This window comes from Veillonella parvula, from assembly GCF_018366295.1.
Classification (GTDB): Bacteria; Bacillota; Negativicutes; order Veillonellales; family Veillonellaceae; genus Veillonella; species Veillonella parvula_P.
This window is the reverse complement of sequence record NZ_JAGZIJ010000001.1, coordinates 99,510-125,861: the sequence shown is the minus strand read 5'-3', so window position 1 is coordinate 125,861 and position 26,352 is coordinate 99,510. Positions and strand designations below refer to the sequence as shown.

27 protein-coding genes and 1 riboswitch are annotated in these 26,352 nt (G+C 37.1%); of the genes, 1 reads left to right on the top strand and 26 read right to left on the bottom strand.

Going from position 1 to position 26,352, the window contains the following annotated elements:
• Window positions 1-19: 19 nt before the first annotated feature.
• From KHY58_RS00630 to KHY58_RS00565, 14 genes are all read right to left on the bottom strand, one after another.
• Complete coding sequence (locus tag KHY58_RS00630; protein WP_004697417.1) at window positions 20-721, bottom strand: Stp1/IreP family PP2C-type Ser/Thr phosphatase; 702 nt, start codon at window positions 719-721, stop codon at window positions 20-22.
• Entirely contained in the window at window positions 714-1,760 is a 1,047-nt protein-coding gene (rlmN, locus tag KHY58_RS00625; RefSeq protein ID WP_278471521.1) for a 23S rRNA (adenine(2503)-C(2))-methyltransferase RlmN, read from the bottom strand. The genes KHY58_RS00630 and rlmN overlap by 8 nt, the downstream gene beginning before the upstream one ends.
• A gap of 18 nt (window positions 1,761-1,778) precedes the next feature.
• Window positions 1,779-3,134 carry a 16S rRNA (cytosine(967)-C(5))-methyltransferase RsmB gene (gene rsmB, locus KHY58_RS00620; protein ID WP_278471519.1) on the bottom strand — a complete coding sequence of 452 codons (1,356 nt, stop codon included), beginning with the start codon at window positions 3,132-3,134 and terminating at the stop codon, window positions 1,779-1,781.
• Complete coding sequence (locus tag KHY58_RS00615; protein WP_278471517.1) at window positions 3,115-3,909, bottom strand: DUF116 domain-containing protein; 795 nt, start codon at window positions 3,907-3,909, stop codon at window positions 3,115-3,117. Before KHY58_RS00615 ends, rsmB begins: the two co-directional genes overlap by 20 nt.
• On the bottom strand, window positions 3,893-4,903 hold the full coding sequence (gene fmt, locus KHY58_RS00610) for a methionyl-tRNA formyltransferase (protein ID WP_278471514.1): 1,011 nt from the start codon (window positions 4,901-4,903) through the stop codon (window positions 3,893-3,895). Before fmt ends, KHY58_RS00615 begins: the two co-directional genes overlap by 17 nt.
• The gene (gene def / locus KHY58_RS00605) at window positions 4,896-5,384 is read right to left on the bottom strand and encodes a peptide deformylase (RefSeq protein WP_012864309.1); all 489 of its coding nucleotides are present in this window, start codon (window positions 5,382-5,384) and stop codon (window positions 4,896-4,898) included. The genes fmt and def overlap by 8 nt, the downstream gene beginning before the upstream one ends.
• Before the next feature lie 13 nt (window positions 5,385-5,397).
• Window positions 5,398-7,581, bottom strand: a complete 2,184-nt coding sequence (gene priA, locus KHY58_RS00600; RefSeq protein ID WP_278471512.1) for a replication restart helicase PriA — start codon at window positions 7,579-7,581, stop codon at window positions 5,398-5,400.
• 62 nt (window positions 7,582-7,643) lie between these two features.
• Window positions 7,644-8,834 carry a methionine adenosyltransferase gene (metK, locus tag KHY58_RS00595; RefSeq protein WP_004695665.1) on the bottom strand — a complete coding sequence of 397 codons (1,191 nt, stop codon included), beginning with the start codon at window positions 8,832-8,834 and terminating at the stop codon, window positions 7,644-7,646.
• A 49-nt stretch (window positions 8,835-8,883) separates the two neighbouring features.
• A riboswitch (SAM riboswitch) is annotated at window positions 8,884-8,984 on the bottom strand.
• Window positions 8,985-9,028: 44 nt separating this feature from the next.
• Window positions 9,029-10,693: a SulP family inorganic anion transporter gene (locus tag KHY58_RS00590; RefSeq protein WP_060919763.1), complete on the bottom strand. Its 1,665-nt coding sequence runs from the start codon at window positions 10,691-10,693 to the stop codon at window positions 9,029-9,031.
• A 41-nt stretch (window positions 10,694-10,734) separates the two neighbouring features.
• Entirely contained in the window at window positions 10,735-11,940 is a 1,206-nt protein-coding gene (gene coaBC, locus KHY58_RS00585) for a bifunctional phosphopantothenoylcysteine decarboxylase/phosphopantothenate--cysteine ligase CoaBC (RefSeq protein WP_278471509.1), read from the bottom strand.
• A gap of 52 nt (window positions 11,941-11,992) precedes the next feature.
• Window positions 11,993-12,208, bottom strand: coding sequence for a DNA-directed RNA polymerase subunit omega (gene rpoZ, locus KHY58_RS00580; RefSeq protein ID WP_004695660.1), 216 nt, complete (start codon window positions 12,206-12,208; stop codon window positions 11,993-11,995).
• A 4-nt stretch (window positions 12,209-12,212) separates the two neighbouring features.
• Window positions 12,213-12,842, bottom strand: a complete 630-nt coding sequence (gene gmk, locus KHY58_RS00575) for a guanylate kinase (RefSeq protein ID WP_101928236.1) — start codon at window positions 12,840-12,842, stop codon at window positions 12,213-12,215.
• An 8-nt stretch (window positions 12,843-12,850) separates the two neighbouring features.
• Complete coding sequence (gene remA, locus KHY58_RS00570; RefSeq protein ID WP_004695657.1) at window positions 12,851-13,120, bottom strand: extracellular matrix/biofilm regulator RemA; 270 nt, start codon at window positions 13,118-13,120, stop codon at window positions 12,851-12,853.
• Window positions 13,121-13,134: 14 nt separating this feature from the next.
• Window positions 13,135-14,016: a YicC/YloC family endoribonuclease gene (locus tag KHY58_RS00565; RefSeq protein WP_278471504.1), complete on the bottom strand. Its 882-nt coding sequence runs from the start codon at window positions 14,014-14,016 to the stop codon at window positions 13,135-13,137.
• A gap of 127 nt (window positions 14,017-14,143) precedes the next feature.
• On the opposite strand from KHY58_RS00565, the gene KHY58_RS00560 reads away from it, so the two are divergent.
• The gene (locus tag KHY58_RS00560) at window positions 14,144-15,859 is read left to right on the top strand and encodes an Rqc2 family fibronectin-binding protein (protein WP_278471501.1); all 1,716 of its coding nucleotides are present in this window, start codon (window positions 14,144-14,146) and stop codon (window positions 15,857-15,859) included.
• Between the two features lie 163 nt (window positions 15,860-16,022).
• Here the strand turns inward: KHY58_RS00560 and KHY58_RS00555 are convergent, their stop codons facing one another.
• The 12 genes from KHY58_RS00555 to scpB all read right to left on the bottom strand — a co-directional run bounded on the left by KHY58_RS00555 (window position 16,023) and on the right by scpB (window position 26,340).
• On the bottom strand, window positions 16,023-16,490 hold the full coding sequence (locus KHY58_RS00555; protein WP_004693228.1) for a hypothetical protein: 468 nt from the start codon (window positions 16,488-16,490) through the stop codon (window positions 16,023-16,025).
• 11 nt (window positions 16,491-16,501) lie between these two features.
• On the bottom strand, window positions 16,502-16,993 hold the full coding sequence (gene coaD, locus KHY58_RS00550) for a pantetheine-phosphate adenylyltransferase (RefSeq protein ID WP_004693226.1): 492 nt from the start codon (window positions 16,991-16,993) through the stop codon (window positions 16,502-16,504).
• A gap of 4 nt (window positions 16,994-16,997) precedes the next feature.
• Window positions 16,998-17,549 (bottom strand): 16S rRNA (guanine(966)-N(2))-methyltransferase RsmD, encoded by a 552-nt coding sequence (gene rsmD / locus KHY58_RS00545; RefSeq protein ID WP_278471499.1) that lies wholly within the window; start codon window positions 17,547-17,549, stop codon window positions 16,998-17,000.
• A gap of 67 nt (window positions 17,550-17,616) precedes the next feature.
• Entirely contained in the window at window positions 17,617-18,615 is a 999-nt protein-coding gene (locus KHY58_RS00540; protein ID WP_278471497.1) for an NAD(P)H-dependent glycerol-3-phosphate dehydrogenase, read from the bottom strand.
• 3 nt (window positions 18,616-18,618) lie between these two features.
• Window positions 18,619-19,215, bottom strand: coding sequence for a glycerol-3-phosphate 1-O-acyltransferase PlsY (gene plsY / locus KHY58_RS00535; RefSeq protein WP_101928233.1), 597 nt, complete (start codon window positions 19,213-19,215; stop codon window positions 18,619-18,621).
• Complete coding sequence (der, locus tag KHY58_RS00530) at window positions 19,215-20,549, bottom strand: ribosome biogenesis GTPase Der (RefSeq protein WP_101928232.1); 1,335 nt, start codon at window positions 20,547-20,549, stop codon at window positions 19,215-19,217. Before der ends, plsY begins: the two co-directional genes overlap by 1 nt.
• A 113-nt stretch (window positions 20,550-20,662) precedes the next feature.
• Complete coding sequence (locus KHY58_RS00525) at window positions 20,663-22,561, bottom strand: bifunctional 4-hydroxy-3-methylbut-2-enyl diphosphate reductase/30S ribosomal protein S1 (protein WP_004693217.1); 1,899 nt, start codon at window positions 22,559-22,561, stop codon at window positions 20,663-20,665.
• Complete coding sequence (locus KHY58_RS00520; protein WP_004697382.1) at window positions 22,552-23,172, bottom strand: lysophospholipid acyltransferase family protein; 621 nt, start codon at window positions 23,170-23,172, stop codon at window positions 22,552-22,554. Before KHY58_RS00520 ends, KHY58_RS00525 begins: the two co-directional genes overlap by 10 nt.
• A complete protein-coding gene (cmk, locus tag KHY58_RS00515) occupies window positions 23,165-23,848 on the bottom strand; it encodes a (d)CMP kinase (protein WP_004693214.1) in 684 nt (227 codons plus the stop codon). The genes KHY58_RS00520 and cmk overlap by 8 nt, the downstream gene beginning before the upstream one ends.
• Window positions 23,849-23,856: 8 nt before the next feature.
• Window positions 23,857-25,104 carry an NAD(P)/FAD-dependent oxidoreductase gene (locus KHY58_RS00510; protein ID WP_278471492.1) on the bottom strand — a complete coding sequence of 416 codons (1,248 nt, stop codon included), beginning with the start codon at window positions 25,102-25,104 and terminating at the stop codon, window positions 23,857-23,859.
• Window positions 25,101-25,829, bottom strand: coding sequence for a pseudouridine synthase (locus KHY58_RS00505; protein ID WP_004697430.1), 729 nt, complete (start codon window positions 25,827-25,829; stop codon window positions 25,101-25,103). The genes KHY58_RS00510 and KHY58_RS00505 overlap by 4 nt, the downstream gene beginning before the upstream one ends.
• Window position 25,830: 1 nt before the next feature.
• The gene (gene scpB / locus KHY58_RS00500; protein WP_012864293.1) at window positions 25,831-26,340 is read right to left on the bottom strand and encodes an SMC-Scp complex subunit ScpB; all 510 of its coding nucleotides are present in this window, start codon (window positions 26,338-26,340) and stop codon (window positions 25,831-25,833) included.
• Window positions 26,341-26,352: the final 12 nt, after the last annotated feature.

Below are 26,352 nucleotides of genomic sequence, written 5' to 3'. Positions count from 1 at the left end.
TTATTTCTCCATTTCTAGATTAGATTGTTCCCACCACAATGGTCACATTATCTCCTGCTCCGACTTCATATACAGCTTCCATCAATGATTCAATAACCAACATATCATCATCCGTTGATTGTAATGCAGAGGCAATTACATCATCGGATACATAGCCACTTAATCCATCAGTGCAAAGTAAAATACGATCACCGGGAAGAATAGATTCTACGCCACTATCAACCTCTAAGATTTCATCAACACCAACTGCGCGAGTTAATAAATTCCGTTGAGGGTGATTTAGCATTTCATCCTTTGTAATCTCTCCAGCTGTTAATAATTCTTGTACCATAGAATGATCCGTAGTAATTTGTCGTAAATGACCATCTCTATATACATACAAACGACTATCACCAACACTTGCCCAGTAAAGTTGATTACCATTTATAGCTGTAACTACAGCGGTAGTACCCATACCAGCGAGACGTTCTTCACAAGCAACGCGATTTACAATACGTTGATTAGCGTGAATAATAGCATCACATAAGTCTTGTTGACCTATCGTTTCAAGGGAGGACAAATATTCTTTTATTTCATCTACAGCATAGGTACTTGCAATTTCACCACCGCTATAACCACCCATGCCATCAGTAACAGCACAAATATGGCCATCAATGAAGAAACGGTCCTCGTTACGCTGGCGCACAAGCCCAATTTTACTTAAACCAACAAAATTATTCATGATTCTCCTTTTTCCGACCATGAGCAGCCTTTAACTGCCCACATGCGGCTTGGATTGCATCGCCCATTTTCTTTCGTACCGTTACTGATACACCATAGGAACTGACGATGTCTTTAAATGTATTCATATTCGTAATAGATGGTTTATATAATTCAATATGTTCATTGCCATTAACTGGGATCAAGTTAACATGACAATTTGGGAAATCTTTACAGATTTTCCCCAAAGCATGAGCTTCATCCATAGATGCATTTACAGAATCTATAAGAATATACTCAAAGGTAACACGACGCTGTGTCGTATTATAATAGTATTTTACCGCATCTAAGACTTCCGTCAATTCATAACGTGCCCCAACGGGCATAATACTACGACGAACTTCATTATTTGTAGCATGTAATGAAAGTGCTAAGGTTATTGGCAAACCTTCATCAGCTAATTTATAAATATTAGGAACCCAACCACAAGTGGAAATCGTCATCTTACGATAACTAATATTACAAATCATAGGATCATGTAGTAGTTGTAATGCTTGTAATACATTATCATAATTTTGTAACGGCTCCCCTGCGCCCATAACGACAACAGTATGTATTTCCTCTTTAGTAAGAGCCCCAAATATGACAACTTGTCCAATAATCTCAGCGACTGTTAAATCTCTGTATAAGCCACCTTGTGTAGAAGCACAGAACACACATCCCATAGCGCATCCAACTTGGGAGGAAACACATACGGAATACCCATAGTGTTGCTCCATCAAAACTGCTTCCACACGACTTTGATCTGACATCTCTACAAGTATTTTGCGAGTCTTTCCATCAGGGGCAATAGACTCTGTAATTAATGTAGGTAAAGAAATAACACAATTATCACCTAGCCATTGACGCAAGTCTTTTGGAAATTGTGTCATGTCTTCAAAATCAAAAATATATCTATGATAGATATAGTCAATTAACTGTTTCGCTCGAAACTTTTGTATATTATGGGTCTTAAAGATAGATTGTAATTCTTCTAAAGACTTACCCAATAATTCTATCATGGTGCTCCATTTCTTATATTATGATAAGCGTTTCATGCGAGCCATAAAGAAACCATCCATATGATCTCGCGGTGGATAGGTTGTAATCATACCATCTATAGCTTGTGGTGCCCCTTTATATGATACAGGATCGATGATAAAGTTCTTATGAATTGCCAAGAATTTATTTAGAACAGCTTCATTTTCACCACTATTCATAGTACATGTGGAATATACTAAATATCCATTAACCTTAACCATTTCAGAAGCTTTTTCTAATATTTCAAGCTGTAACGACGGCAACTCAATAAGTAAAGACTCTGTTTTACGCCAACGCATATCTAATTTCTTTTGTAATATACCTAGACCAGAACAAGGAGCATCAACTAAGACGCGATCAAATTGTTCTTTCCAATTATCAGGTAGATAACGACCATCTTGAAGCTTAGTAGAAATAATAGATACACCTAATCGCTCAGCATTTTGATTAATCAGTTCTAATTTATGGTCGTAAATATCACAACTCATAATAGCTCCTGTATTGTTCATAAGACTTGCCATATGCATAGACTTGCCACCTGGTGCAGCACAACAGTCTAAGATACGCTCTCCTGGTTGAGGATCCACCACATGGGCTACTAACATAGATGCTTTATCCATAAAAATAATATGACCATCTAAAACAGGTTTGGCTTTTTCTAAATGACCTTGATGTCCATCAATATAAACTACTTCAGGAATATATGTATCCTGTTCTACAATCCAATCTAAATCTTCTAATTCTTTTAAACAATCCTCAATAGATACTTTCACTGTATTTATGCGAGCCGTCAAACGAGGTTGTTCATTAAACCAAGCACAAAGATCTACGGTCTTATCTTTTCCCATTTCTTTTATCCATAAGTTGACAAGCCATAATGGTTGATTGTAGATAAAGGAAATTTCTTCAGCTTCGGACTTAGCTAGTTCACCGATAGAAATGCTATCACTTTCACGTAAAACCGAACGTAAAACAGCATTTACAAAACCAGATAAACCTCTAGTTAGCTTTTTGGCGAGTTTAACAGATTCGTTAACAGCCGCACTTTCAGGAACCTTATCCATATAGATAATTTGATAAATACCAAGTCTAAGAATTTCCACAACCATAGAAGATAGTTTCTTTAAGGGGCGCTTTGCAAAGAAAACAATAATAGCATCCAAGTAATTTTTTCTACGAATGACTCCATACACAAGTTCAGTAAAGAATCTTCGATCTAAATCGGATAGATGATATTTCTGTAAATACTCTTGCAACTTTATATTTGCATAAGCACCATTGCGATTAATTTCACTCAATGCTTTTACAGCGAGCAATCGAATATTTTGTTGTTGATTAGTCTTTACCTCTATCATTACTATTCCTACCAATCAATTGTTCTACTACTGCTCGAACACGTTCAGAATCGACTGTTGTATTACAACATGGCCCATTAGGACGTTCATTTAATACCCCAATAACTGGAATGGGAAATACATCAGCCATTCCACTTGCTAAATCTCGTTCGCAAGCTATTGCTACAATAGCTTTTGGGCGTGCTTCCTTTACCTTCATCCGTGCTAAGGTGCCTCCAGTGACAACTATAAATTGACAACCATAGTCCTTAGCCACTTGCAACAAATTACCAACCTGGCATCGCCCACACTGCTTACAATTATATACATCATGTGTAACCTTATGAACACACGAACTTTCTTGTAAACAGTGAGGAGTTAATAATAATATACGTTCTGGATCTACCGTATACATATCTAACATTACTAAATGATTGATTAAATCAATCATAGACTGGCGGAGTTGATCCTTAGTAACCCCTCTCACCTTACCAATCGCCAAAGTTAATGGAAATAATCTATAAATAAACTGATTGGCTAGTCTTAAAACAATAGGATGTAACCGTATAATACCTGTGCTAGCAACAATTAAAGATAAGCACAAAATCCATATAATAGCAATAAGTATAGATATAACTACACTACTTATAATTGATGCAAATGGATGCAATTGTAAAAGTCCTGGTTCTAATATATACATTAGAAAGGCTAGTACTGCTGTGAGCAAAGCACATGTAATAGTTGATAAAATCAAGTATAACGGATACGTTTCGTACTGCTTATATTGAGTCCCCAAAAACGATACCTTCCTTTATTTGATGACCATTTATAAAATCAATTGCAGAAATGTGTTTTTTATTTTCTGGTTGGACTTCTGTTAATAGAATTATATTTCCATCACCACAAAATACACCTAAACCGGCTATTTTAGATACGATTGTACCAGGCACAGTTGTGGCTGATATAGCAATTGGTACATGTTTTCCATGAATATCTATCAAACAGTGAGTCGTATCACTGGGAACCACTTCTCCAGACCATACTTTTAAACGTTTTCCATCGAGATATGTATAACATCCAGGTGCTGGATTAAGTCCTCTAATAAGGTTTGCAATTTCATTAGCCGGCTTAGACCAGTCGATCTGCCCCATTTCCTTTGTAATCTTAGTAGTATGTGTAGCCATTGTATCATCTTGTGGTGTAGCCACAATTTCTCCATTAACCCAACGAGTTAATACAGGTACTATAGTTTCACCCCCCAGTACAGCTATACGTTCAAATAACTGTCCTGTCGTTTCACCGGGTAAAATATCTGTCTCCACAATGTCGATGATATCACCTGTATCAAGTCCATCATCCATATGCATTATGGTAACACCCGTTTTAGAGTCTCCATTAAGAATTGCATAGTGAATTGGCGCAGCGCCTCTATAACTAGGTAAAATAGAGGCATGAACATTAATACAACCATATTGCGGCAATCGAATAAGCCAAGGAGGTAAAATTTTACCATACGCAATAACAATCACTACATCTGGTTGTAATGCTTCTAATTCGGCTCTCACTTGTTCATCACGCAAAGTGACTGGTTGATATACAGGCAAGTCATGCTCTAAAGCAGCTACTTTTACAGGGGGCATTTGAACTTGTTTACCACGCCCTTTTTGTTTATCAGGCTGGCAATACACACCGACAATAGAATGACCAGCTTGAATCAAAGCCTCTAAGGTAGGCACAGAAAAGTCTGGTGTCCCCATAAAAACGATGCGTAATTGTTTATTATCAGACAATTTCTTTCTCCTCTGGATGATCAGTAATTAATCGTAAGTTAGTTGCTTTTTCAATAAACAAATGACCTTCCAAGTGATCAATTTCATGTTGGAAAATACGCGCCAAAAAACCTTCAGCTTTTATAGTTACCTTCTTATTATGTGGATCAATACCTTTAACGGTGACTTTATTAAATCGTTCCACATCTCCGAAATATCCTGGCACACTTAAGCATCCTTCAGGTCCAACTTGAGAACCTTCAGCATGAGTGATTTCAGGGTTAATTAGCGCAATAAGACCACTACCAGATTGGTCATCTACAACGATAATACGTTTAGCTACAGCCACTTGAGGTGCTGCAAGACCAACTCCTTCAGTCTTATACATAGTTTCAGCCATATCATCGATAAGGACTCTAAGTTTTTTATTAACATGTTCTACAGGTTCCGCCACTTGTTTTAAAACGGGATGACCTGCTTTCACAACATCTAAAACAGCCATTGATACTCCTACACTACACGGGATCCACGTCAATCAGCAGTCCTTCTTGCGTGAAAATCCATGAGTTATATATATATTCTTTCAAATTTGTTAAATCTGTACCGCGAATCATAATAGCTAAACGATACATATCGCGCACTTTTTTTATAGGCGCTTCATAAGGACCATTAATCAAAATATCCTGATTTCCTTTATAAGACTCCAAGTCATCGACAATACGATTTGCTATAGACTCTAATATTTTCATATCTTGATGACGCACTACCATATGAATCATTTCGCGAAATGGAGGATATCCTAAAGCTTTACGATTTTTAATTTCTTCATTGTAAAAGCCTATATAATCATGAGCCTTACTCTTTATTATAGCATAATTTAAAGGATTATATGTTTGTATTACAACGCTACCCGGTTTTTCACCCCTACCGGCACGTCCAGAGGTTTGAGTAAGTAAATCAAAAGTTCGTTCTGAAGCTGTATAAACAGGAATATTCAAAACTGAATCGGCTGTTAAAATACCAACAGCTGTTACATCTTTAAAGTCATGACCTTTAGATACCATTTGTGTTCCCAACAAAATATCATATTTATGAGCCCCAAAGTCATGTAAAATATCTTCTGCTAATTGCTTTTTTTTTGTCACATCTTGATCAAGACGAGCAATGCGGGCCGATTTAAAGTGACGACGTAACTCTTCCTCTACCTTTTGTGTGCCTGAACCAAAAAACTTAATCCTCTTACTATTACATTTGGGACAAACAGTTGGAATTGGTTCATGATGTTCACAATAATGACAACGCAATTCTTCACCAGCTTGGTGATAAACCATAGCTACATCACAATGAGGACACATAATAGTTTCCCCACAATCCCGGCACATAACAAAAGTACTATAACCGCGTCTATTTAACAGAATAATCATTTGATTATGCTCATCCAATGTATGTTGAATTAAGCGACTCATGGCATCAGAAAAAACGGAGTAATTTCCATGAAGAATTTCTTCCTTCATATCTACTATAGTAACCTTCGGCATAGGTTGCTCAAAAATGCGATTTGGCAACTCTAGTAAATGATACTCCCCTTGCTTAGCTTTATAATACGAAGTAACAGATGGTGTAGCAGAACCTAAAATAACGGGACAACCATGTGCCTCAGCACGCCACAATGCCACGTTACGTGCATGATACCGAACCATATCCTCTTGTTTATAAGATGGATCATGTTCTTCATCGACCACAATAAGGCCGATATCCTCAGCTGGCGCAAATACGGCAGAACGAGCGCCAATAATAATGTGACTATCCTTACGGCGCAAACGCTCCCAATTATTGTTCCGTTGTTGTACCGTCAATTTACTATGAAATACTACGACTTCGTCACCAAAAGTTTCTACAAATCGTCTCACAATTTGATCAGTCAATATAATTTCAGGTACTAAAATAATAGCCGTCTTATCCTGACTAATACATTTTGCTGTAGCACGTAAATATAATTGAGTCTTACCACTACCAGTGACACCATGAAGTAAAAAGGTTTTATGTTCATGGCTATTCATTGCAGCTTGTATTGGTCCATATACAGCTTGTTGAGCTTCAGTAAGAGGAATATTAACTTCTTCTGTTAAAAGCTCATCAAATGTTGTTTTTGTGGCTTTAAAACGAGCTTCAACGACAATACCTTTAGCTTCACTCACTTGTTTAATGACCATACGAGAATAGCCTTTAGCTAGCAGTAATGCCTTAGATGCTCCGCCCACTTCAAGTAAGTATTTTGCTAATTCTCGTTGTTTCTTTTTCCGTTCACTAAATTGTGCCACCGAAAATTCTGGCATAACTACTAACCATTCTTCCTTTGGTGCCTCGTAAGATTTTAATGTCTTATTCACTGTAAACAATCGCAATGCATCGCCATAAGAGAATAAATAATACTCATTTAGACGACGGGCCGTATCCATCATTTCCGGTGTAAACCAAGGTTCACTATCTAATACTTGCACAATATTTCGTAAAGTGAACTCTGGTGGCTCAACTAACTCGTCGTAACCAATAAGAATGCCTTCTTCACGACTATGTCCTAAAGGAATGAGTACGCGCGTACCAGGTAAAACATTACCAAACTTTTCAGGCATTAAATAGCTCAAAGGTTTATGAAGTTGTTTGGCTGGTCTGTTAATTATAACTTGTGCTACGCGCATACATTATTTCCTTTCGTTTATTATAAAAGGTCTCAGTAGAAATTCTACCAAGACCTTTTGTATTATAAGCCAGCTTCTTCTTTTAGAATTTGTGCTTTATCTGTACGTTCCCAAGGTAAATCCACATCAGTTCTACCAAAGTGACCATACGCTGCAGTTTTGCGATAATGAGGCTTTAACAAATCAAGCATTTCAATGATTCCTGCTGGACGAAGGTCGAAATGTTTTTTAACAAGCTCTTGAATTTTTGTTTCCTCTATGCGACCTGTACCAAAAGTATCAACTAAAATAGATACAGGATGAGCAACCCCAATTGCATAAGCAACTTGCACTTCACATTTATCAGCAAGACCTGCTGCTACAACATTTTTAGCTACATAACGTGCTGCGTATGCTGCAGAACGGTCCACTTTGGATGGATCCTTACCAGAAAATGCACCGCCACCATGACGGGCCATACCACCGTATGTATCTACAATAATTTTACGGCCAGTTAAACCAGCATCACCATGAGGGCCTCCAATTACGAAACGACCAGTTGGATTGATGAAGTATTTAGTATTTTCATCAACGAATTCAGCAGGCAACGCTGCGTCAATTACATAACGCTTCAAATCGGCTTTAATTTGTTCTTGGGTCACTTCAGGGCTATGTTGCGTAGAAATAACAATTGTATCAATGCGCTTAGGTTTACCATCAACATATTCTACAGTAACTTGAGTTTTACCGTCTGGACGTAAGTAAGTTAAAGTCCCATCCTTACGAACTTCTGTAAGTCGACGAGATAAACGATGTGCCAAGGAAATTGGCAAAGGCATGAGTTCAGGTGTTTCATTAGATGCATAGCCAAACATCATACCTTGGTCACCAGCACCGATTTTATCAAGCACTTCACCATTGCCATCTTTTGATTCAAGTGCTTCATCAACGCCCATGGCGATATCCGCAGATTGTTCATCGATGGATACAAGTACACCACAAGTATCACAATCAAAACCAAATTTTGCACGAGTATAACCAATTTCACGAATTGTATCACGTACGATGCGAGGAATATCAACATATGTATGAGTAGAAATTTCACCTACTACATGAACTAAACCAGTAGTAACTAAAGTTTCACAAGCCACACGAGCAGTTGGATCCTTTTCAATAATCGCATCCAAAACAGCATCAGAAATTTGGTCAGCTATTTTATCTGGATGGCCTTCAGTAACAGATTCAGAAGTAAAAAACATATGTTTTTCAGCCATTTTATCCTCCTAATACGAAAAAAAGTCTCTCATGCACTCATGAGAGACCCTCCCATCTAACGACATTTGTCATAGGAATTAGCACCTTTTCCGCTTGGAATGGTTGCTGTAGCTTCACAGGGCCTATCCCTCCACTACTCTTGATGAGTTACAAAAATATTATAGTGTATTTACAGTGAGAAAGCAAGTCATTATTATACCTCTCTTGCCTCTTTTAAAGCTAAATCATGTTCGGCCTTATGAAGGGCACTTTCAAACTGACGATACATATGATGACGGCCCAGAATATCCAAGAAATCAGATTTATACATCTCTCTACGTATATCGTAACTCACATCACTAAGCAAAACTTCTATGCCTCTTTTTTGAAGTTCTTCAATAATACCTCGTAAAATACGTAAACCCGTTAAATCTACAAATGGTACTTTTACAAAACGAATGATTAAATATTTAGGATCTTTATGTATAGAGTTTAACGCTCTATCAAATGCACTTATAGCGCCAAAGAATAATGGGCCATCTACAGTGTATACCATTATTTCTGGATGGATTGTAATCTCATGCCTAATCTGAGCTGATAATTCGGCACTACTTGCTTCATGCACATCAATTGTATTAACCATTTTACGCATAAACTGCAACACTGCAAGTACTACACCTACATTTACAGCTACTACTAAATCCGTAAAAATAGTCAGGAAAAAGGTAAGCAATAATATTATTTGATCTGGACGAGGTGCGAGAACAAGCATTCGTATAAAACGTGGTACATCACTCATATTGTAGGCTACTACAAATAATATGGCTGCCATAGATGCCAACGGAATATACACTGCATATGGGGCTAAAAATAAAAGAATGGCACCTAATGTAATGGCATGAACAATACCTGCCACCGGAGAATTACCACCTTGACGAATATTTGTGGCAGTTCGCGCAATAGCACCGGTTGATGCAATTCCACCAAACAATGGCGCAAATATATTAGCTAATCCTTGTCCAAATAATTCAGTATTAGATTCATGCTTGGTTCCACTCATACCATCAGCAACAACTGCAGACAATAAGGATTCAATAGCGCCTAGCATGGCAATTGTAAAAGCCGGCCCGATTAAGGATAAGATTTTATCAAAACTCAATTTTGGTACAGAAAATTCTGGCAAACCTTGAGGTATGCCACCAAATGCACTACCAATGGTTAAAACCGTAGGAAATTGGTAGATGGCTTGAATAACCGTAGCAACAATCATAGCTACAATGGGAGCTGGAACTTTATTAATATATGGGATTCTAGGTAAAACTAACAGTAGACTTAAGCTTAAGATCGCAATCCCCAATGTAGGTAAGTCAGAGTATGGTAAGGACTGAATCATAGCCCATAATTTTTCATGGAAATGAGCCATATAAGGCAACGGTGGAAATCCAAAGAAATATGGCCATTGCCCCACCCAAATTGTAACACCAATACCCGCTGTAAAACCCATAATAACAGGTGTGGGTATAAACCGAATGACTGTCCCTAACTTTGCAACACTCATTAAAACCAGAATAACTCCTGCCATCATGGTCGCAATTTGTAAACCTTCAAAGCCATAATTGACAACGATACTGCTCAATAGAACGATAAATGCCCCTGTAGGGCCCGCAATCTGAACAGGGGAGCCACCAAACAAGGATACAAATATACCTGCAATGATTGCCGTATAAATGCCCGCTTGCGGTGTAACTCCACTAGCAATAGCAAAGGCCATTGCTAAAGGCAGAGCCACAACCCCTACGACCAATCCGGCGATAATATTATTACTCCATTTTCCTTTTCCTAATGAGCCGTCTAAATATGCTTTTTGTATAGCAAACATGTAAGAAAAACACACCCTTTTTAAAACAACACACACAAGAATTAATTTATATCAGCTCTGTTTGCTACTAAATCAATAACTTCTCTAAGGATATGTCGAGCAAGGTCAGATTTTTTCATATTAGGCATTTCTTTAGGCTCTTTATCAGGATATAAAAAATAGCCTTCATTCGTATCTACATTAAAACCTGCATTCGATTTGCTTACATCATTGGCTACAAGCATATCTAGATTTTTTTTAGCCACTTTATCATGACCATACTTGATTACATGTTCTGTTTCTGCCGCAAAACCAACAAGAATTTGATGACTTTTTTTAGAGCCCAACCCTTGTAGAATATCTGGATTTTTTACAAGTTCTATGGTCATAGACTCCATTTTTTTTATTTTTTGCTCTGCTTTATGAAGGACTCTAAAGTCAGAAACAGCGGCAGCCATAATAACTACATTAACATCATTATAACGAGCTTCAACAGCCTCCTGCATAGATACCGCGGAATCTACAGAAATAAAGTCTACGCCATTTGGTATAGGCAAGGATGTGGGAGCACTTACTAATATCACCTTAGCCCCCATGCGTGCAGCCTGTTCTGCAATGGCATACCCCATCTTACCGCTAGAACGATTTCCAATATACCGAACAGGATCAATACTCTCCTGTGTTCCGCCAGCTGTAACAAGTATAGTAGTACCTTCAAGCTCATTGGTGCTGCACATTTTAGCTTCTAGCCAATCCACAATTGCTTCGGGCTCCGGTAAACGTCCTACACCAGTGATGCCACAAGCTAACCAACCTTCTGCAGGGTCCATAATATGGTAGCCCAAAGAACGTAATCCTTCTAAATTGCGTTGAGTAATAAGATTATTATACATTTCTGTATTCATAGCAGGACAAAGGTACTTAGGTGCTGTGGTGGCCATAATTGTTGTAGTTAACATATCATCAGCAATGCCTGCATAAATTTTTCCGATCACATTTGCTGTTGCAGGCACAACTACATATGCATCTGCCCAAGTGGCCAGTGCAATATGTTCTACATCCCACTGATGAACTTGTTCAAACATGTCTAAAGCTACAGGATGTCCACTAATTTCACCAAACGTTAAAGGTGACGCAATATGCGTTGCATTTTGTGTCATTACAACCTTTACTTCAGCCCCTTTTTTACGAAGTCTGCTTACCACTTCAATTGCCTTATACGCTGCAATACCTGCAGATACTGCGACAATGATATGTTTTCCGCGCATGTTCTTCTCCTTTTAAAAATTCCTTGTATCATTGATACAAGGAATTGATTTTTTATTTAATGCCTTCTTTAGTGCGTTTATATGTCACTTCACCTTCAGCAATTTCATAAAATGCCAAAGATACAGGCTTGTCAGTCGCATGTGTAGATTCTGCTAAGCAAGGTTCACCATCTGTTAATTCGCGAGCGCGTTTAGCCGCTAAAGTCACCAATGTATATTTGCTATCTACTTGGCTTTCCAATTTTTTTAATGGAGGTTTTACCATCATACTATCACTTCTCCTTAGACTCTTGATATTGTTTATAAATATATTGAATTTGCTCTTTATTACGACTAATCTTACAAGACTCAGCTCGCAAGATAGAGGCAACCTTTAAAGAAGCCTCTGCTAAATCATCATTTACGACGATATAGTCATAACGATGAGCTAAGGCTAATTCTGAACAAGCCAATGACAATCGTTTATCAATGACTTCTTTAGCATCTGTGCCACGATTATGTAAACGTTCAGATAACTCCGATAGTGACGGCGGTACAATGTAAATAAATACAGCATCGCTAAAACGTTCCTTAACCTGCATAGCGCCTTGAATATCGATTTCTAATAGTACACTTTTCCCATCATCTAATAAATCCATTACATGCTGTTTTGGAGTACCATAGTAATTATCATATACCTTAGCATATTCTAAGAATGCGTCTTCACTAAGCAAAGACTCAAATTCCTCTTTAGAGCGGAAGAAATAGTTAATTCCTTCCCTTTCACCCACACGTGGAGCACGGGTTGTCATAGAAACGGAATAAACTAAATTAGGCATTTCTTTACGAATATTCGCACAAATCGTACCTTTACCTGCGCCAGATGGCCCGGATATAACGATTAATAATCCTCTGTCTGACATATGCACTCCTATGATTCCACTGTATCTACATCCACATCATGTTGCACAAGTCGATGTGCTACGGTTTCAGGTTGAATTGCAGATAATACAATTTGACCACTATCCATAACTAATACAGCACGTGTCTTACGACCATATGTGGCATCAATGAGCAATCCCTTATCTCTAGCATCTTGAACCATCCGCTTTATAGGGGCGGATTCAGGACTAATAATAGCCATAACACGGTTAGCAGATACCATATTACCAAAGCCTATATTCAGTAATTGAATACTCATTCATAGACCTCCTATTACTCTACATTCTGTACTTGTTCTCTAATTTTCTCTAACTCACATTTAAGTTGAACCACAAACTCAGTAATAATCGAATCCATTGCTTTGGAGCCGATTGTATTTACCTCACGATTCATTTCTTGCAAAATAAAATCAATCTTACGACCGATTGAATTTGTATCTGCAAGTGTATTTTTTAATTGTACCACATGAGAGGTAAATCGGACAATCTCTTCCGTAATATCCGTCTTATCAGCTAATAGAGCAATTTCTTGTATAAAACGATCTTCACTAATACTCGCTTCTAAAGAAATTAAATATTCCTGAATCTTAGTTTTTATATGCTCCCGATATGCTTCTACAGCACCAGCTTTATTAGTGTCTATTTTAGTAATTATATATTCAAGTGTTCCGATACGTTCTAATAAATCCTGATTGATATGTTGACCTTCCGCAGTTCGCATTGCTATTAAAGCATCTAATGCTTGAGTAGTTGCTTCTTTTACAATATCTGAAAGTACCTCTTCAGCAATTGGTGTATCTTGTTGTTGAATCCATTCGTTAGAAATCGAATTCACAGCTTGTAATGGTACTTTTTTGGGGTCATCATAGAACTCCTCTTGTACCAATAACTCTTGTATTTGTTTTCTCAATACACTATTAATGGTGAAAGTTTTAGGTCGCTCTCCTGCATCTTGAATAGAAACAGATACCTCAACCTTACCACGAGTAATACGATCTTGTATCATTCTACGAATAATACTTTCAAAAGGATTCATTTGTTTTGGACTACGAATAAATAAATCCAAGAAGCGTGCATTTACGGACTTAATTTCTACAGTACAGGTAATACCATCTTTGGTTGCTGTGCCCGAACCAAAACCGGTCATACTTTTCATAAGTCATCCTCCTTAGTAGTTTTTATTATTGTACCACGAATTACACAATCCGTGTTTAAATACTAAGAATTATATGTACACTATGGTATACTAAACTATACTTCTAAATATATTTGAAAGGAGTACTATGAATTTAGACGGACTTACCATGTCTGTACTCGCTAAAGAAATAAACGAGCGATTACAAACAGGTCAAATACAAAAACTATATCAAATAGATAAAACTACATTATTATTTAAAATTCGAGCACTCAACGAAGACCAAAACTTGATCATTACCGTAGGTGCTACACCAGCAATGTATCTTAGTCAACCACTGCAAGATTTACCAAAAGAACCAAGCTCACTTTGTATGTTCTTACGAAAGCATATTGAAGGTAGCCGCATTGTAAAGGTGGAACAAATCAATGGCGACCGAATCATGTGCATCCAAACGGATAAATTGGAAATGGATGGTTCCATTACGAGTACCTACATTTATGTTGAATTAATGGGCAAATATTCCAACTGTATTTTTGTACAAGACGATGTTATTTTAGAATCTTTAATTCACGTCTCTCCACTTATGAACCGTGAACGTTCTATTAGTCCTAAATTACGATATGAACTACCGCCAAATGCTAATCGCGTAAGCTTAATGGACTTTGATTGTGATGAAATCAAAAATCTACTCACCTCTTTTGGTAATGGTTCCGTACAGCAATCTATTCGATCTATCTTTAACGGCTTTGGCAAGCCTTTATTGGATGAAGTTTTATATATTTCCAAGCTGAATGGTGAAGAAATCATAACAGATTTAGATACTTTCCAATTAGATATGTTTACTAAATCTTTGTATCACCTCAAAGAAAAGCTTGAAAATAGCAATGGTTTATTTACTTTAATCAACGATAACAATAAAAAGGCTTACGCAAGCATTTTATTACATAACTATAAGGTATTAAAAGAATACAACACTATTTCTGAAGCCTTAGAAGAATCCATTCATAACACAAAAGCAATTCATACAGCTGATAAAGAGTTAGAAAAAATCTTAATAGCAGCCATCAAAAAGGAAGAAGGTCGCCATCAAAAGATTAAAGATGAATTAGAAGATACTAAGAAAATGGAAACCTATAAATTATATGGTGATCTTTTAATGATAAATGCACACCTTCAAGTGCAATACGAACCGTCTATTGAATTGCAAAATCTTCTTTCCGAAGAAAATGAAATCTTAACTATTCCTTTAAAGCCAAACTTAACAATTGTGGAAAATGCACAATGGTACTATAAGCTTTATACAAAACTAAAAAATCGTATGGTTAGCGGCGAGTACCAACTCAATGCAAGTACCACAAAACTAGCATACTTACAATCTATTCTATACAGTATCTCCTTAGCCACTACTCGTGAAAGCTTAGAAGAAATACGCAAAGAATGTATGGATGCAGGCATTATAAAAAAATCAAAAAAACCATTATCTTACAAACTAGGTAAATCTAACTACATTCACTTAACAATTGATGAAGGTGAAATATTCATCGGTCGTAACAATCAGCAAAACGAATATTTAACACACCGATTTGCAAAGCCAACTGACATTTGGTTCCATACACAAGATATCCAAGGTTCCCACCTTATTTTGAGACTCAATATTGAGCCAGACGATATGATTTTATCTAAAGTAGCACAATATGCAGCCTACTTTAGTAAAGCTCGTGATACTAGTAAGGTCCCGGTAGATTATACATACATTAAAAATATCAAAAAGCCACCTGGATCTCCTTTGGGATTTGTTATTTTTAATACCCATCAAACTATGATTGTGGAGCCTAAAAAACCAGAAAACTATAGAGAATGATAAAAGCGAAGGTATCCCTTCGCTTTTATTTTTGGCTTATTATTTTGCTCACATTATTTTTTACATATTGATCTGAAATTTGATATTACTTATCTTAAGTTTTCTATGGAATTAAAATATAAAAAGAGGCTAGATATAATATGATATCTAGCCTTTGTTTAAACTATTGGTTTTCTTCTGTACGTTGTTCAGTTTGTTTCAAACTTTCACGATTTTGACGCAAGCTTTCCAATGTTTTCTCCAAGTTGTTTTCAACATATTTAAGAACATCACCAGCATATTGAATAGAGCTAGCTTTCAGCTCATCAGAGGATTGATTTGCTGCATTAATAATTTGATTAGCTTGTTCTTGAGCTTGTTTTACAAGTTCACTTTCAGCTGTCAATTTAGCAATGTAGTCTTTAGCTTGATCGATCAAAGTTTCAGCCTGACGTTGAGCATCAGCTAACACTTTATCTTTATCTGCTACAATACGACGAGATTCTTCAAGTTCCAAAGGTAAGGATTCCTGAATAGAATCAATAATACGCATAATTTCGTCTTCCTCAACCATACGTTTTGTAGTCATAGGAATACGGCTGCTAGATTCAATAAGAACCTCTAAATCTTCTAATAATTTTTCTGTTTTCATACAATTCACCCCTATTTATTATGGACCGTATTAAAGCGTTCTTCAAGTTTTTCCTTAACATCATCCGGAACAAGACCATCTAGCTTACCACCAAATTTAGCTAGTTCACGAATACCCGTGGAGCTGACAAAAGAGTATTTGTTATTTGTCATAATAAATACTGTTTCAATGTCATCATCCAAATATTTTGCAAATAATGCGCGCTGAAATTCATATTCAAAGTCGCTCAATGCACGTAATCCTCGAATAATAATAGTAGCATTCTTGGATTTAACATACTCATTGAGCAAGCCACCTGTACAATCAATTTCAACATTAGGAATATGTTTGACAGAATTTCGAATCATCTCAACCCGTTCTTCCATAGAAAATAAGGAATTTTTATTCGGATTTGAGCTGACAGCAATGATTAATTTATCAACCAATCGGCTGCCCCGTTCAAAAATATCAACATGTCCATTAGTAACTGGGTCAAAACTACCCGGACATACACCTATACGCACAGGTTTAGCTCCTTTCGGCTGTCTTTACAAAATAGGAAACTACCGTATAACCAAATTTCTGTTCTTTTATACATTCCCATAATTCTGGTAAGGTAAAAACCTCATCCTTATGATGTTCTAATAATAAAACACCTTCAGGTTTTAACAAATCATAGTTTACAACCAAATCTATGGTATCTTGTATAAATCCATTTTCATATGGCGGGTCAGAAAATATATAATCGAACTGTCGCCCTACCATATAATTTTTTAATTGTGAAAGTTTCCTCGGAATAATTTCTAACCGATCATCCACACGACAATGTTTAGCATTCTCTAAAATTAGTTTTCCCGTTTTAAAGTCCACTGCTACTGCATGTGCTGCACCACGACTTAAGGCTTCAATTGCTACTGCACCAGTGCCAGAAAATATATCTAGTACATCAGAACCAAATATACCTCTATTTGCTAATACATTAAATACACTTTCACGAACACGATCAAGTGTAGGTCTAGTATCTAACCCTTTAGGTGCTTTTATGACATGTCCCTTAGCAGTTCCGCCAATAATTCGCATACAACCCTCACAAGATTATACTCATTAATTATAGTATATAAATAACCAAATTAAAAGTATCTTTTATTTATGATACTTCAATTTTAATATCACGCCCCATCAACTCAGCTAATGCTATGGATGGAGATTTTTTTTCATATAAAACCTCATATAAAGCCTTTGTTATAGGCATTTCAATTTGATGTTTACAAGCCATTTTATAAATAATTTCTGTTGCGAAAAATCCTTCTACAACCATATTAGTATGATTAACAATAAAATCCATCGTCTTACCCTCGGCTAGTTTTTGACCAGCCGCACGATTACGACCATGTGGGCTCATACAAGTAGCAATCAAATCCCCCATACCAGCAAGACCAGCATAAGTTTCTTTTTGGGCCCCTAAGGCCACCCCAAAGCGAGTCATCTCATGAAGACCACGTGTTAATAGTAAAGCCTTACAATTATCCCCTAAAGCTAAACCATCTGCAATACCCGCTGCAAGGGCAATGATGTTTTTCGTGGCTCCTGCTAGTTCAACACCAATCATATCAGTATTTGCATAAATTCTAAAGTTTTGACTACATAATGCCTTTTGCAATGTTGTAGCCACTTCTAGATTCTCTGTACTCAACACAGAGGCAGCAGGCAAATTACGCCCAATCTCTTCTGCATGATTAGGTCCAGACAAAACCGCTAAATTACACCCTATGGTAGCAAAAACCTCTTTCATCACAGTCGTCAAAAGTTTCCCACTGCTTCGTTCTACACCTTTTGAACATAGAATATAGGCTTGATTTTTATGAGCATACGGTTTAATAGCCTCTAAACTGGTACGTACATGTACAGAAGGAGTAACCATTAATACCACTTCAGCATTACTAATACAAGCCTCTAAATCAGAACTATATTGTAATTCTTCTGGAAGTTTTACACCTGGTAAATAGTCTTTATTCTCTAAGTCTTTTGCAAGTTTATCCGCAAATTCTGGACGACGACAATATATAGTTGTAGTATTTCTAGCTAAAACGGATTTAATAGCAAGGGCCGTCCCCCAACTACCAGAGCCGATAACAACAACATTCATTCTTTAATCCTTTTTAATACGCTCTACTTTTAACTCGTTTCCAGCAAGTAGACGCTTAATATTATCCCAGTGACGTACAATGACAAACAAAGCTGCTAACCCGCCAAAGCCAACAAACCAGAAGGATTCTCCAGTAAAATACATCAGTACTGGTACTAATGCAGCGGCAATGATAGAGCCTAAAGATACAAGTTTAGTGAAGTATACGATAACACCCCATACCAAAAAGCAAATCAATGCTACTATTGGAGAAAGTGCAACAAGAACACCTAAACCCGTGGCAACACCACGACCACCCTTAAACCCCAGGAAAACAGACCAGTTATGTCCCATCATCCCAAGAATACCACCTAAGATCATAAACATAGGCCCATAAGGTGAGAGTAGCACAACTCCTGCTGCCCCTTTTAAAGCATCACATAAAAATACAGGTAAGGCTGCTTTAAGTCCGATAACTCGATATGTATTAGTAGCGCCAATATTTTTAGAGCCATATTGTCGTACGTCTGTATTAAAGAAAAGCTTACCTATAATTAATCCACTAGGAATTGATCCGATAAGATATGATAATACAGCATATACAATAATCATAATATCCATTAGTCTTCATCATCCCGTTTCTTGCCACGTAATACTAAACGAATCGGAGTTCCTTCAAAACCAAAGGACTCACGCAATCGATTCTCTAAGAAACGCATATAAGAGAAGTGAATTAGCTCTGGTTCATTTACAAATAAAATAAATGTAGGCGGCTTAACACTAGCTTGAGTCATATAATAGATTTTTGGAATTCTACCATTGCGAGATGGTACAGGATTTACGGTTTGTGCATCTTGTAATAATTGATTTAACGTCCCAGTAGATACACGGCGGTATTGTTGTTCAGATACAAACTTCAACATATCAGCTAAACGGTGAATACGTTGCTTAGTTAAAGCAGAAGCAAACAGGATAGGTGCAAACTGTAAAAAACCTAATTCATCATAAATATCTTCAGTAAATCGCAATGTTGTTTTGTCATCTTTTTCAACAAGATCCCATTTATTCACAACAATGACTACGCCTTTACCCGCTTCGTAAGCATAACCTGCAATTTTTTTATCTTGTTCTGTAACACCATCTTGAGCATCTAGTACAAGAACTACAATATCAGCACGATCTACTGATCGCAAAGATCGGACAATACTATATCGTTCAACGGCTTCTTCGATTTTAGACTTACGACGCATTCCCGCCGTATCAATAAGTACAAATTTTTGGCCCTCATGAGTCCAATACGTATCAATGGAGTCTCGAGTAGTACCTGCTACATCAGATACTATTACACGATCTTGTCCTAATAATGCATTAGTCAAAGAAGATTTACCTACATTTGGACGACCAATAACGGCAACATGAATAGTATCTTCATCATCTACATTAGTGCCAACTGGTGGAAAATGTTTAACAGTATCATCCAGCAAATCACCTAAATTCATAAGATTTTTAGCGGAAATGCCAATGGGGTCTCCCAAACCAAGATTGTAGAATTCATAAATATTCGGCTCTTGATTTACACTATCAATCTTATTAACTACGAGTACAATAGGTTTTCCACTAGCTCTAAGAATATTTGCAACTTCTTCATCAGCAGGTACAATACCTTGTTTACCATCGACGACAAATAAAATTACATCCGCTTCTTCAATAGCTAATTCAGCTTGTAATCGCATCATCTTAGGAATAACATGACTATTTTCAGTAATGAACTCGATACCACCAGTATCGATCATTGTAAACTCACGATTTAACCACTCTGCATCGAAGTAAATACGGTCCCTTGTTACCCCCGGAATATCTTCAACGATAGAGATACGTTTATTAACAATGGCATTAAAAAGTGTAGATTTACCTACATTTGGACGGCCTACAACAGCCACTAATGGTTTTGCCATAGTTTCACCTCATTATCTAATCTAATACATTACTATATTTTATCATATTCTAAGTAAAGTACGCAAAAAGGCTAACCAAGGAAACCTTGGCTAGCCTTTTATTAGACAATGAATTATTCAGCGTCTTCTGCAGTTTCTTTTGATTCCATCAACTCAGTCAAAGCCAAACCCAATTTCTTTTCATCTTTGTTAAGAGAAATGATTTTAACTTCAACTTCTTGACCACGGTTCAAGTAATCTTCAACTTTCGCATTACGTTGTTTTGTAATTTGGGAAATGTGAAGTAAACCTTGGATGTCGTCATTAACAGCTACGAATGCACCGTAAGCTACTAAACGAACAACTTTGCCGTTAATAACATCGCCAACATGCAATGTTTCTTCAGCAACGTCCCATGGGCTCTTAGATAAAGCTTTTAAGGACAAGGATAATTTATTGCTTTCAGCGTCGAAAGATTGTAATTTAACTTCGATTTCTTGGCCAACGGAAAGAACATCTTCCACTTTTTTGATTTTTTGCCAAGAAATATCGGAAATGTGAAGTAAACCTTCAATACCGCCGATATCTACGAATGCACCATAAGGCATGATTTTACGAACGATACCTTTATAGTTTTCGCCAACGTTGATATTTTTCAATGCTTCAGCTAATTTAGCTTGACGTTCCACTTCCAATACTGCACGACGAGAAAGAACCAAACGGTTTTTCTTTTCATCGATTTCAAGTACTTTAGCTTCAAATTCTGTACCAACCAAGTTGTCCAAGGATTTCACGAAATGAACATCACCTTGGGACAATGGAATGAAACCACGAAGGGATTTAACTGTTACTACTAAACCTGCTGGGATAGCATCAATACCTTTACATACGATAGCTTCATCTTTTTCTTGTGCTTCGATAACATATTGCCAATCTTCATCTTTAGCCAAGCGAGTCATGGAAAGATAAATAGGATTATCTTCTTTGATGTGATTCATGATAACTGCTTTAATTTCATCACCATTTTTTAACACATCTTTGGCAGATTCTGGTGCTGGATAAGAAATTTCAGTTCTGTTCAAAATGGCTTCAGTTTTGTAGCCAAAAGATACATAAGCTCGTTCATCTTCGACTTGAACTACTGTACCTTCTACAACGTTCCCTTTCTTAAATTCTTCTTGACCTTCGGCTGCTAATAATTCTGCAAAATCTTTCATTGTCTCAATGACCTCCTTAATAATCCAGTCGGGAGTCGATGCTCCTGCTGTTACTCCTACCGTCTGTACTCGGTTAAACCATTCCAGTTGTAATTCAGTAGAAGTTTCAATGTGATACGTTGTACATCCAACGTCACGACAAACCTCTGCCAATCGGTTTGTATTGCCGCTGTTCTTACCGCCTATCACTATCATAAGATCTACATTACGTGCTAAATCAACGGCAGAATTCTGTCGTTCTTGCGTTGCATTGCATATCGTTTTGAAAACCTTAAGATTCTTAGATTTTTTCTCTAATATGTCTATTATACTGTTAAATTTGAATTGTGAAAAGGTTGTTTGTACAACAACGCCCATTTTTTCCACAACTTGTAGTTTTTGGGCGGATTCTTCATCTTCGATGATTATTCCTTCGTTATTTGCCCATAAATTAATGCTTTTGACCTCAGGATGGTTTTTTTCTCCCAAAATCACCAAAGTCATACCTTCATCTATAACAGACTTTGCATCTTGCTGTGCTTTTTTTACATGTGGACATGTGGCATCCACAACATGTAATCCTTTTTCTTCTGCCTCTTCGTAAATAGCAGGTCCTACACCATGAGAGCGAATAATCATTGTGCCTTCAGCGATATCAGACACTTCTTGAACAGGGCTTACCCCTTTGTCTTCAAGACGACCTACAACTTGAGGATTATGAATAATAGGACCTAATGTATAGCTTTTACCATCGTTATTTGCGGCTTCATTTGCCATTTCAACAGCCCGTTTTACACCATAGCAAAAACCATGGTTTTCAGCCAAAATTATTTCCATAAAGTCTCCTCTATACAATTGTTATGATAAGAATCTATCATTCGTTGGATTTCACTTTTAACACTATCATTTACTTTTTGAATCGCTTCTGGAGTCGCTTTAGCTTTTTCAACTGGAATCGGTTTACCAATAATACAAGCCACTTTATTACGTTCCATATTGTGAGAGCCAATGATAGCAACAGGCACTATGCTAACAGCTGTTCTAAGAGCAATTGATGCTGCACCATCATGGAATTTACCAAGTTTACCACTTTTTTGACGATTTCCTTCTGCAAATATGCCTAAAACCTTATTGTCTTTAAGTAGTCCCATGGCATGACGAATAGCAACTTTATCAATAGCACCGCGATTTAACGGAAATGCACCAAGCCATGTACAAAAAAAACGTGAAATGGGATTCACAAATAATTCTTGTTTAGCCATAAAGTGTACATGTCTAGGCAAAGCATAGCCACAGATAGGGGGATCGTTATTACTTAAATGATTAGGCACCACGATAACAGGCCCTTCCATTGGAAAATTATCGCGACCATATACTTTCAACCCATACCCTACCTTATAGCGAAGCCAAAAAGCGGTACGCCATAACCAGGTAGAAAATTTATTCATGATTGATTGTCTCCTGTACTAAATTCAATATATATGCCACAGTTTCATCGAAATTCATATTACTAGAGTCTACAACCACTGCATCTTCAACGCATACAAGTGGAGACTCTTCACGATTTTTATCCATTTCATCACGACTAACAACATTCTTTTTAATTTCGTCTAGTGTTTGCTCGTTTGATGTACCTTGTACTTCTAACCATCTACGTTTTGCACGTGCATCTACAGAAGCGGTTAAATAAATTTTTAGCTCTGCATTAGGTAATACGACAGAACCGATATCACGTCCATCTAATATAACTCCACCAACGGCGGCCATCTCTTGTTGGCGTTCTACCAAATATTGTCGAACCCCTTTATAAGAAGCTATAGTCGATACATTATCATTAATTTGCTGCTGGCGAATTAATGATGTAACATCTTTCCCTTTAATATAGACCTTGCATGCTGTTGCAGTAGGCTCTAAAGTCAAATTTAAAGAAGGTAATAAAGCTTCTACAGCAGCTTGATCCTTAACATCGATTTGACTATCAAGAACTGCCCATGTAACACCGCGATACATGGAACCTGTATCGATATATAAATACCCTAATTCATTGGCTACTACTTTAGAAATGCTACTTTTACCAGCCCCAGCAGGACCATCAATAGCAATGGCAATTTTTTTAGTGTTCATAATAACCTCTATTCTTCATCACCGTGTACGGCATGCATAGCCGCCACATAGCCTGTGGAAAAGGCAGCTTGTAAATTATAGCCTCCTGTAAAAGCATCTATGTCTAGTACTTCACCAGCACCATATAAACCACCAATCAATTTAGACTCCATAGTTTTAGGATTAAATTCTTTTAATGAAATACCACCTGCTGTAACAATAGCTTCCGCTACAGGTCGTAATTCCTTAACAGTTACTGTCATATGTTGCAATACATGACATAAGCGCAAACGCTCTTCCTTTGTAATTTGATTAATTGGTTTAGCCGGATTTAACTCAGCAAGCTTTATAACAATGGGAATAAGATTTACAGGTAGTAAATCCCTCATCCCATTAGCCAATTGTTTTTTAGAATATAAATCAAAATCCTTTTGCAAGCGATTATCCAATACTTCTGCAGTTAGAGCAGGCTTAAGATTAATTTCAATGGTAATTTGAGGATTTTTCTTACGAAGCAACTTACCTACCGTGTGACTTAATGATAAAATTGTAGGCCCCGTAAGACCAAAATGAGTAAACATCATTTCCCCAAATTGTTTAGCTTGTACCTTACTTTTAGAAATTACGGATACCTCAACATTACGAAGACTAAGCCCCATAATTTCCTTTACCCACGTTTCGTTTGTAACGATAGGGACTAAGGATGGACGAATATCAGTAATAGTATGTCCCACTTTTTCGGCTAAAACGTAACCATCACCAGTAGAACCTGTCAATGGATAAGATGCACCACCAGTACAAATAATAGCAGCATCACAAGCATATTGTTCCTTATCCGTTGTAACACCAACTACACGATTTTCCTGTACAGTAATCGATGTAACAGGTTCATTTAAATGAACTTGAACATTATACTTTTTTAGGATTTTCATAAAGATATTGCGTACTTCTAATGCAGAATCGGATTCAGGAAACACTCGTCCCCCACGTTCTACTTTAGTTTTTAACCCCCAGCTATGCAATAGGTCCAGAAGATCTTCATTACTAAAGCGTTCATAGGCACCGTACAAGAACTTACCATTACCAGGCGTATTTTTTATAAATTCGGCCATATCTGCACTATTCGTAATATTACAGCGACCTTTACCGGTAATGCCCATCTTCTTGCCAACCATATTCATTTTTTCCAATAAGATGACGCGTGCTCCTTCACGGCCTGCTATAACAGCTGCCATTAGACCTGCCGCACCACCGCCAATGACTATGATTTGCTTCATGCCTTATCTGTCCCCAATGCTTTTAGCGCTTTTACTTCACGAATTGTTAGTTGACGAGAAGCGCCTCGTTTCACACCACCTAAAGTAAGACCAGCATACGCAATACGTTTTAAATTATGAATACGATAGCCAAAGTGTTCAAACATACGACGAACTTGACGATTACGACCTTCATGAATTGTAATTTCTACTTCATGTACACCATTATGATCATCAAAACCTAAATCTACAATTGTTGCAGGTGCAGTTATACCATCTTCAAGCTCTACACCATTTGCAATAATTTGCAAATCATCATCGCGAACACGACCTTTGATACGAACTTCATAAGTCTTTTCCACGCCTTTAGATGGGTGCGTTAGATTTTGTGCCAACTCTCCATCATTCGTAAGCAGTAACAAACCTTCTGTATATAAATCGAGACGACCAATAGGGTAAATTCGTTTCGTTTCATTTTTTATATAATCTAAAACCGTTTCTCGACCTTGAGGGTCAGACACAGATGTAATGACCCCCTTTGGCTTATTTAACAAATAATATACTGGTTTCTCTTGAGCCAATAATTGGCCATTAACCTTAACCTTATCTTTTTGTGGATTAATTTTGACCCCTAATTCGGTTACCTTGCGACCATTGACCTGTACTTTACCTTCTGTAATTAGTTCTTCTGCCTTACGCCGTGATGCAATACCACAACTGGCAATATATTTTTGTAATCGTTCCATGTTACCCTTCTGTTTCCGAAACTTCTTGATGTAAGGCTTCTATCGATTCTACACCAGCACTTCTCAAAAATTCATCAGTCGTGCCATATAGAATCGGTCTACCTACAGTATCCTTATGACCTAATTCAGCTATAAGAGATCGAGTCAATAATTGTTTTATAATTTTATCGCTATTTACACCGCGCACCTCTTCGATTTCCGCCTTTGTAATAGGCTGCTTATAGGCGATAACAGCTAATGTTTCCATAGCCGCATTAGATAATTTATCTTCTCTTTTACGAATATGCCCAACATAATCAGCACATTCAACAGCGCTTACTAATTCAACACCGGCTCCAGATATACGTATTCGAATACCTCGATTCTGTTCTTCTAGTTCACATTGTAATTCTTCTATATATTTTTGTGTCTCCTCTGTGGAAAGCCCAAACACTTCTGCTAACATATCTATCGATATAGGCTTTGCCGATGAAAACAAAACGGCTTCTAAATGCATTGTTGGTAAGCTCATATAGCCCCCTTT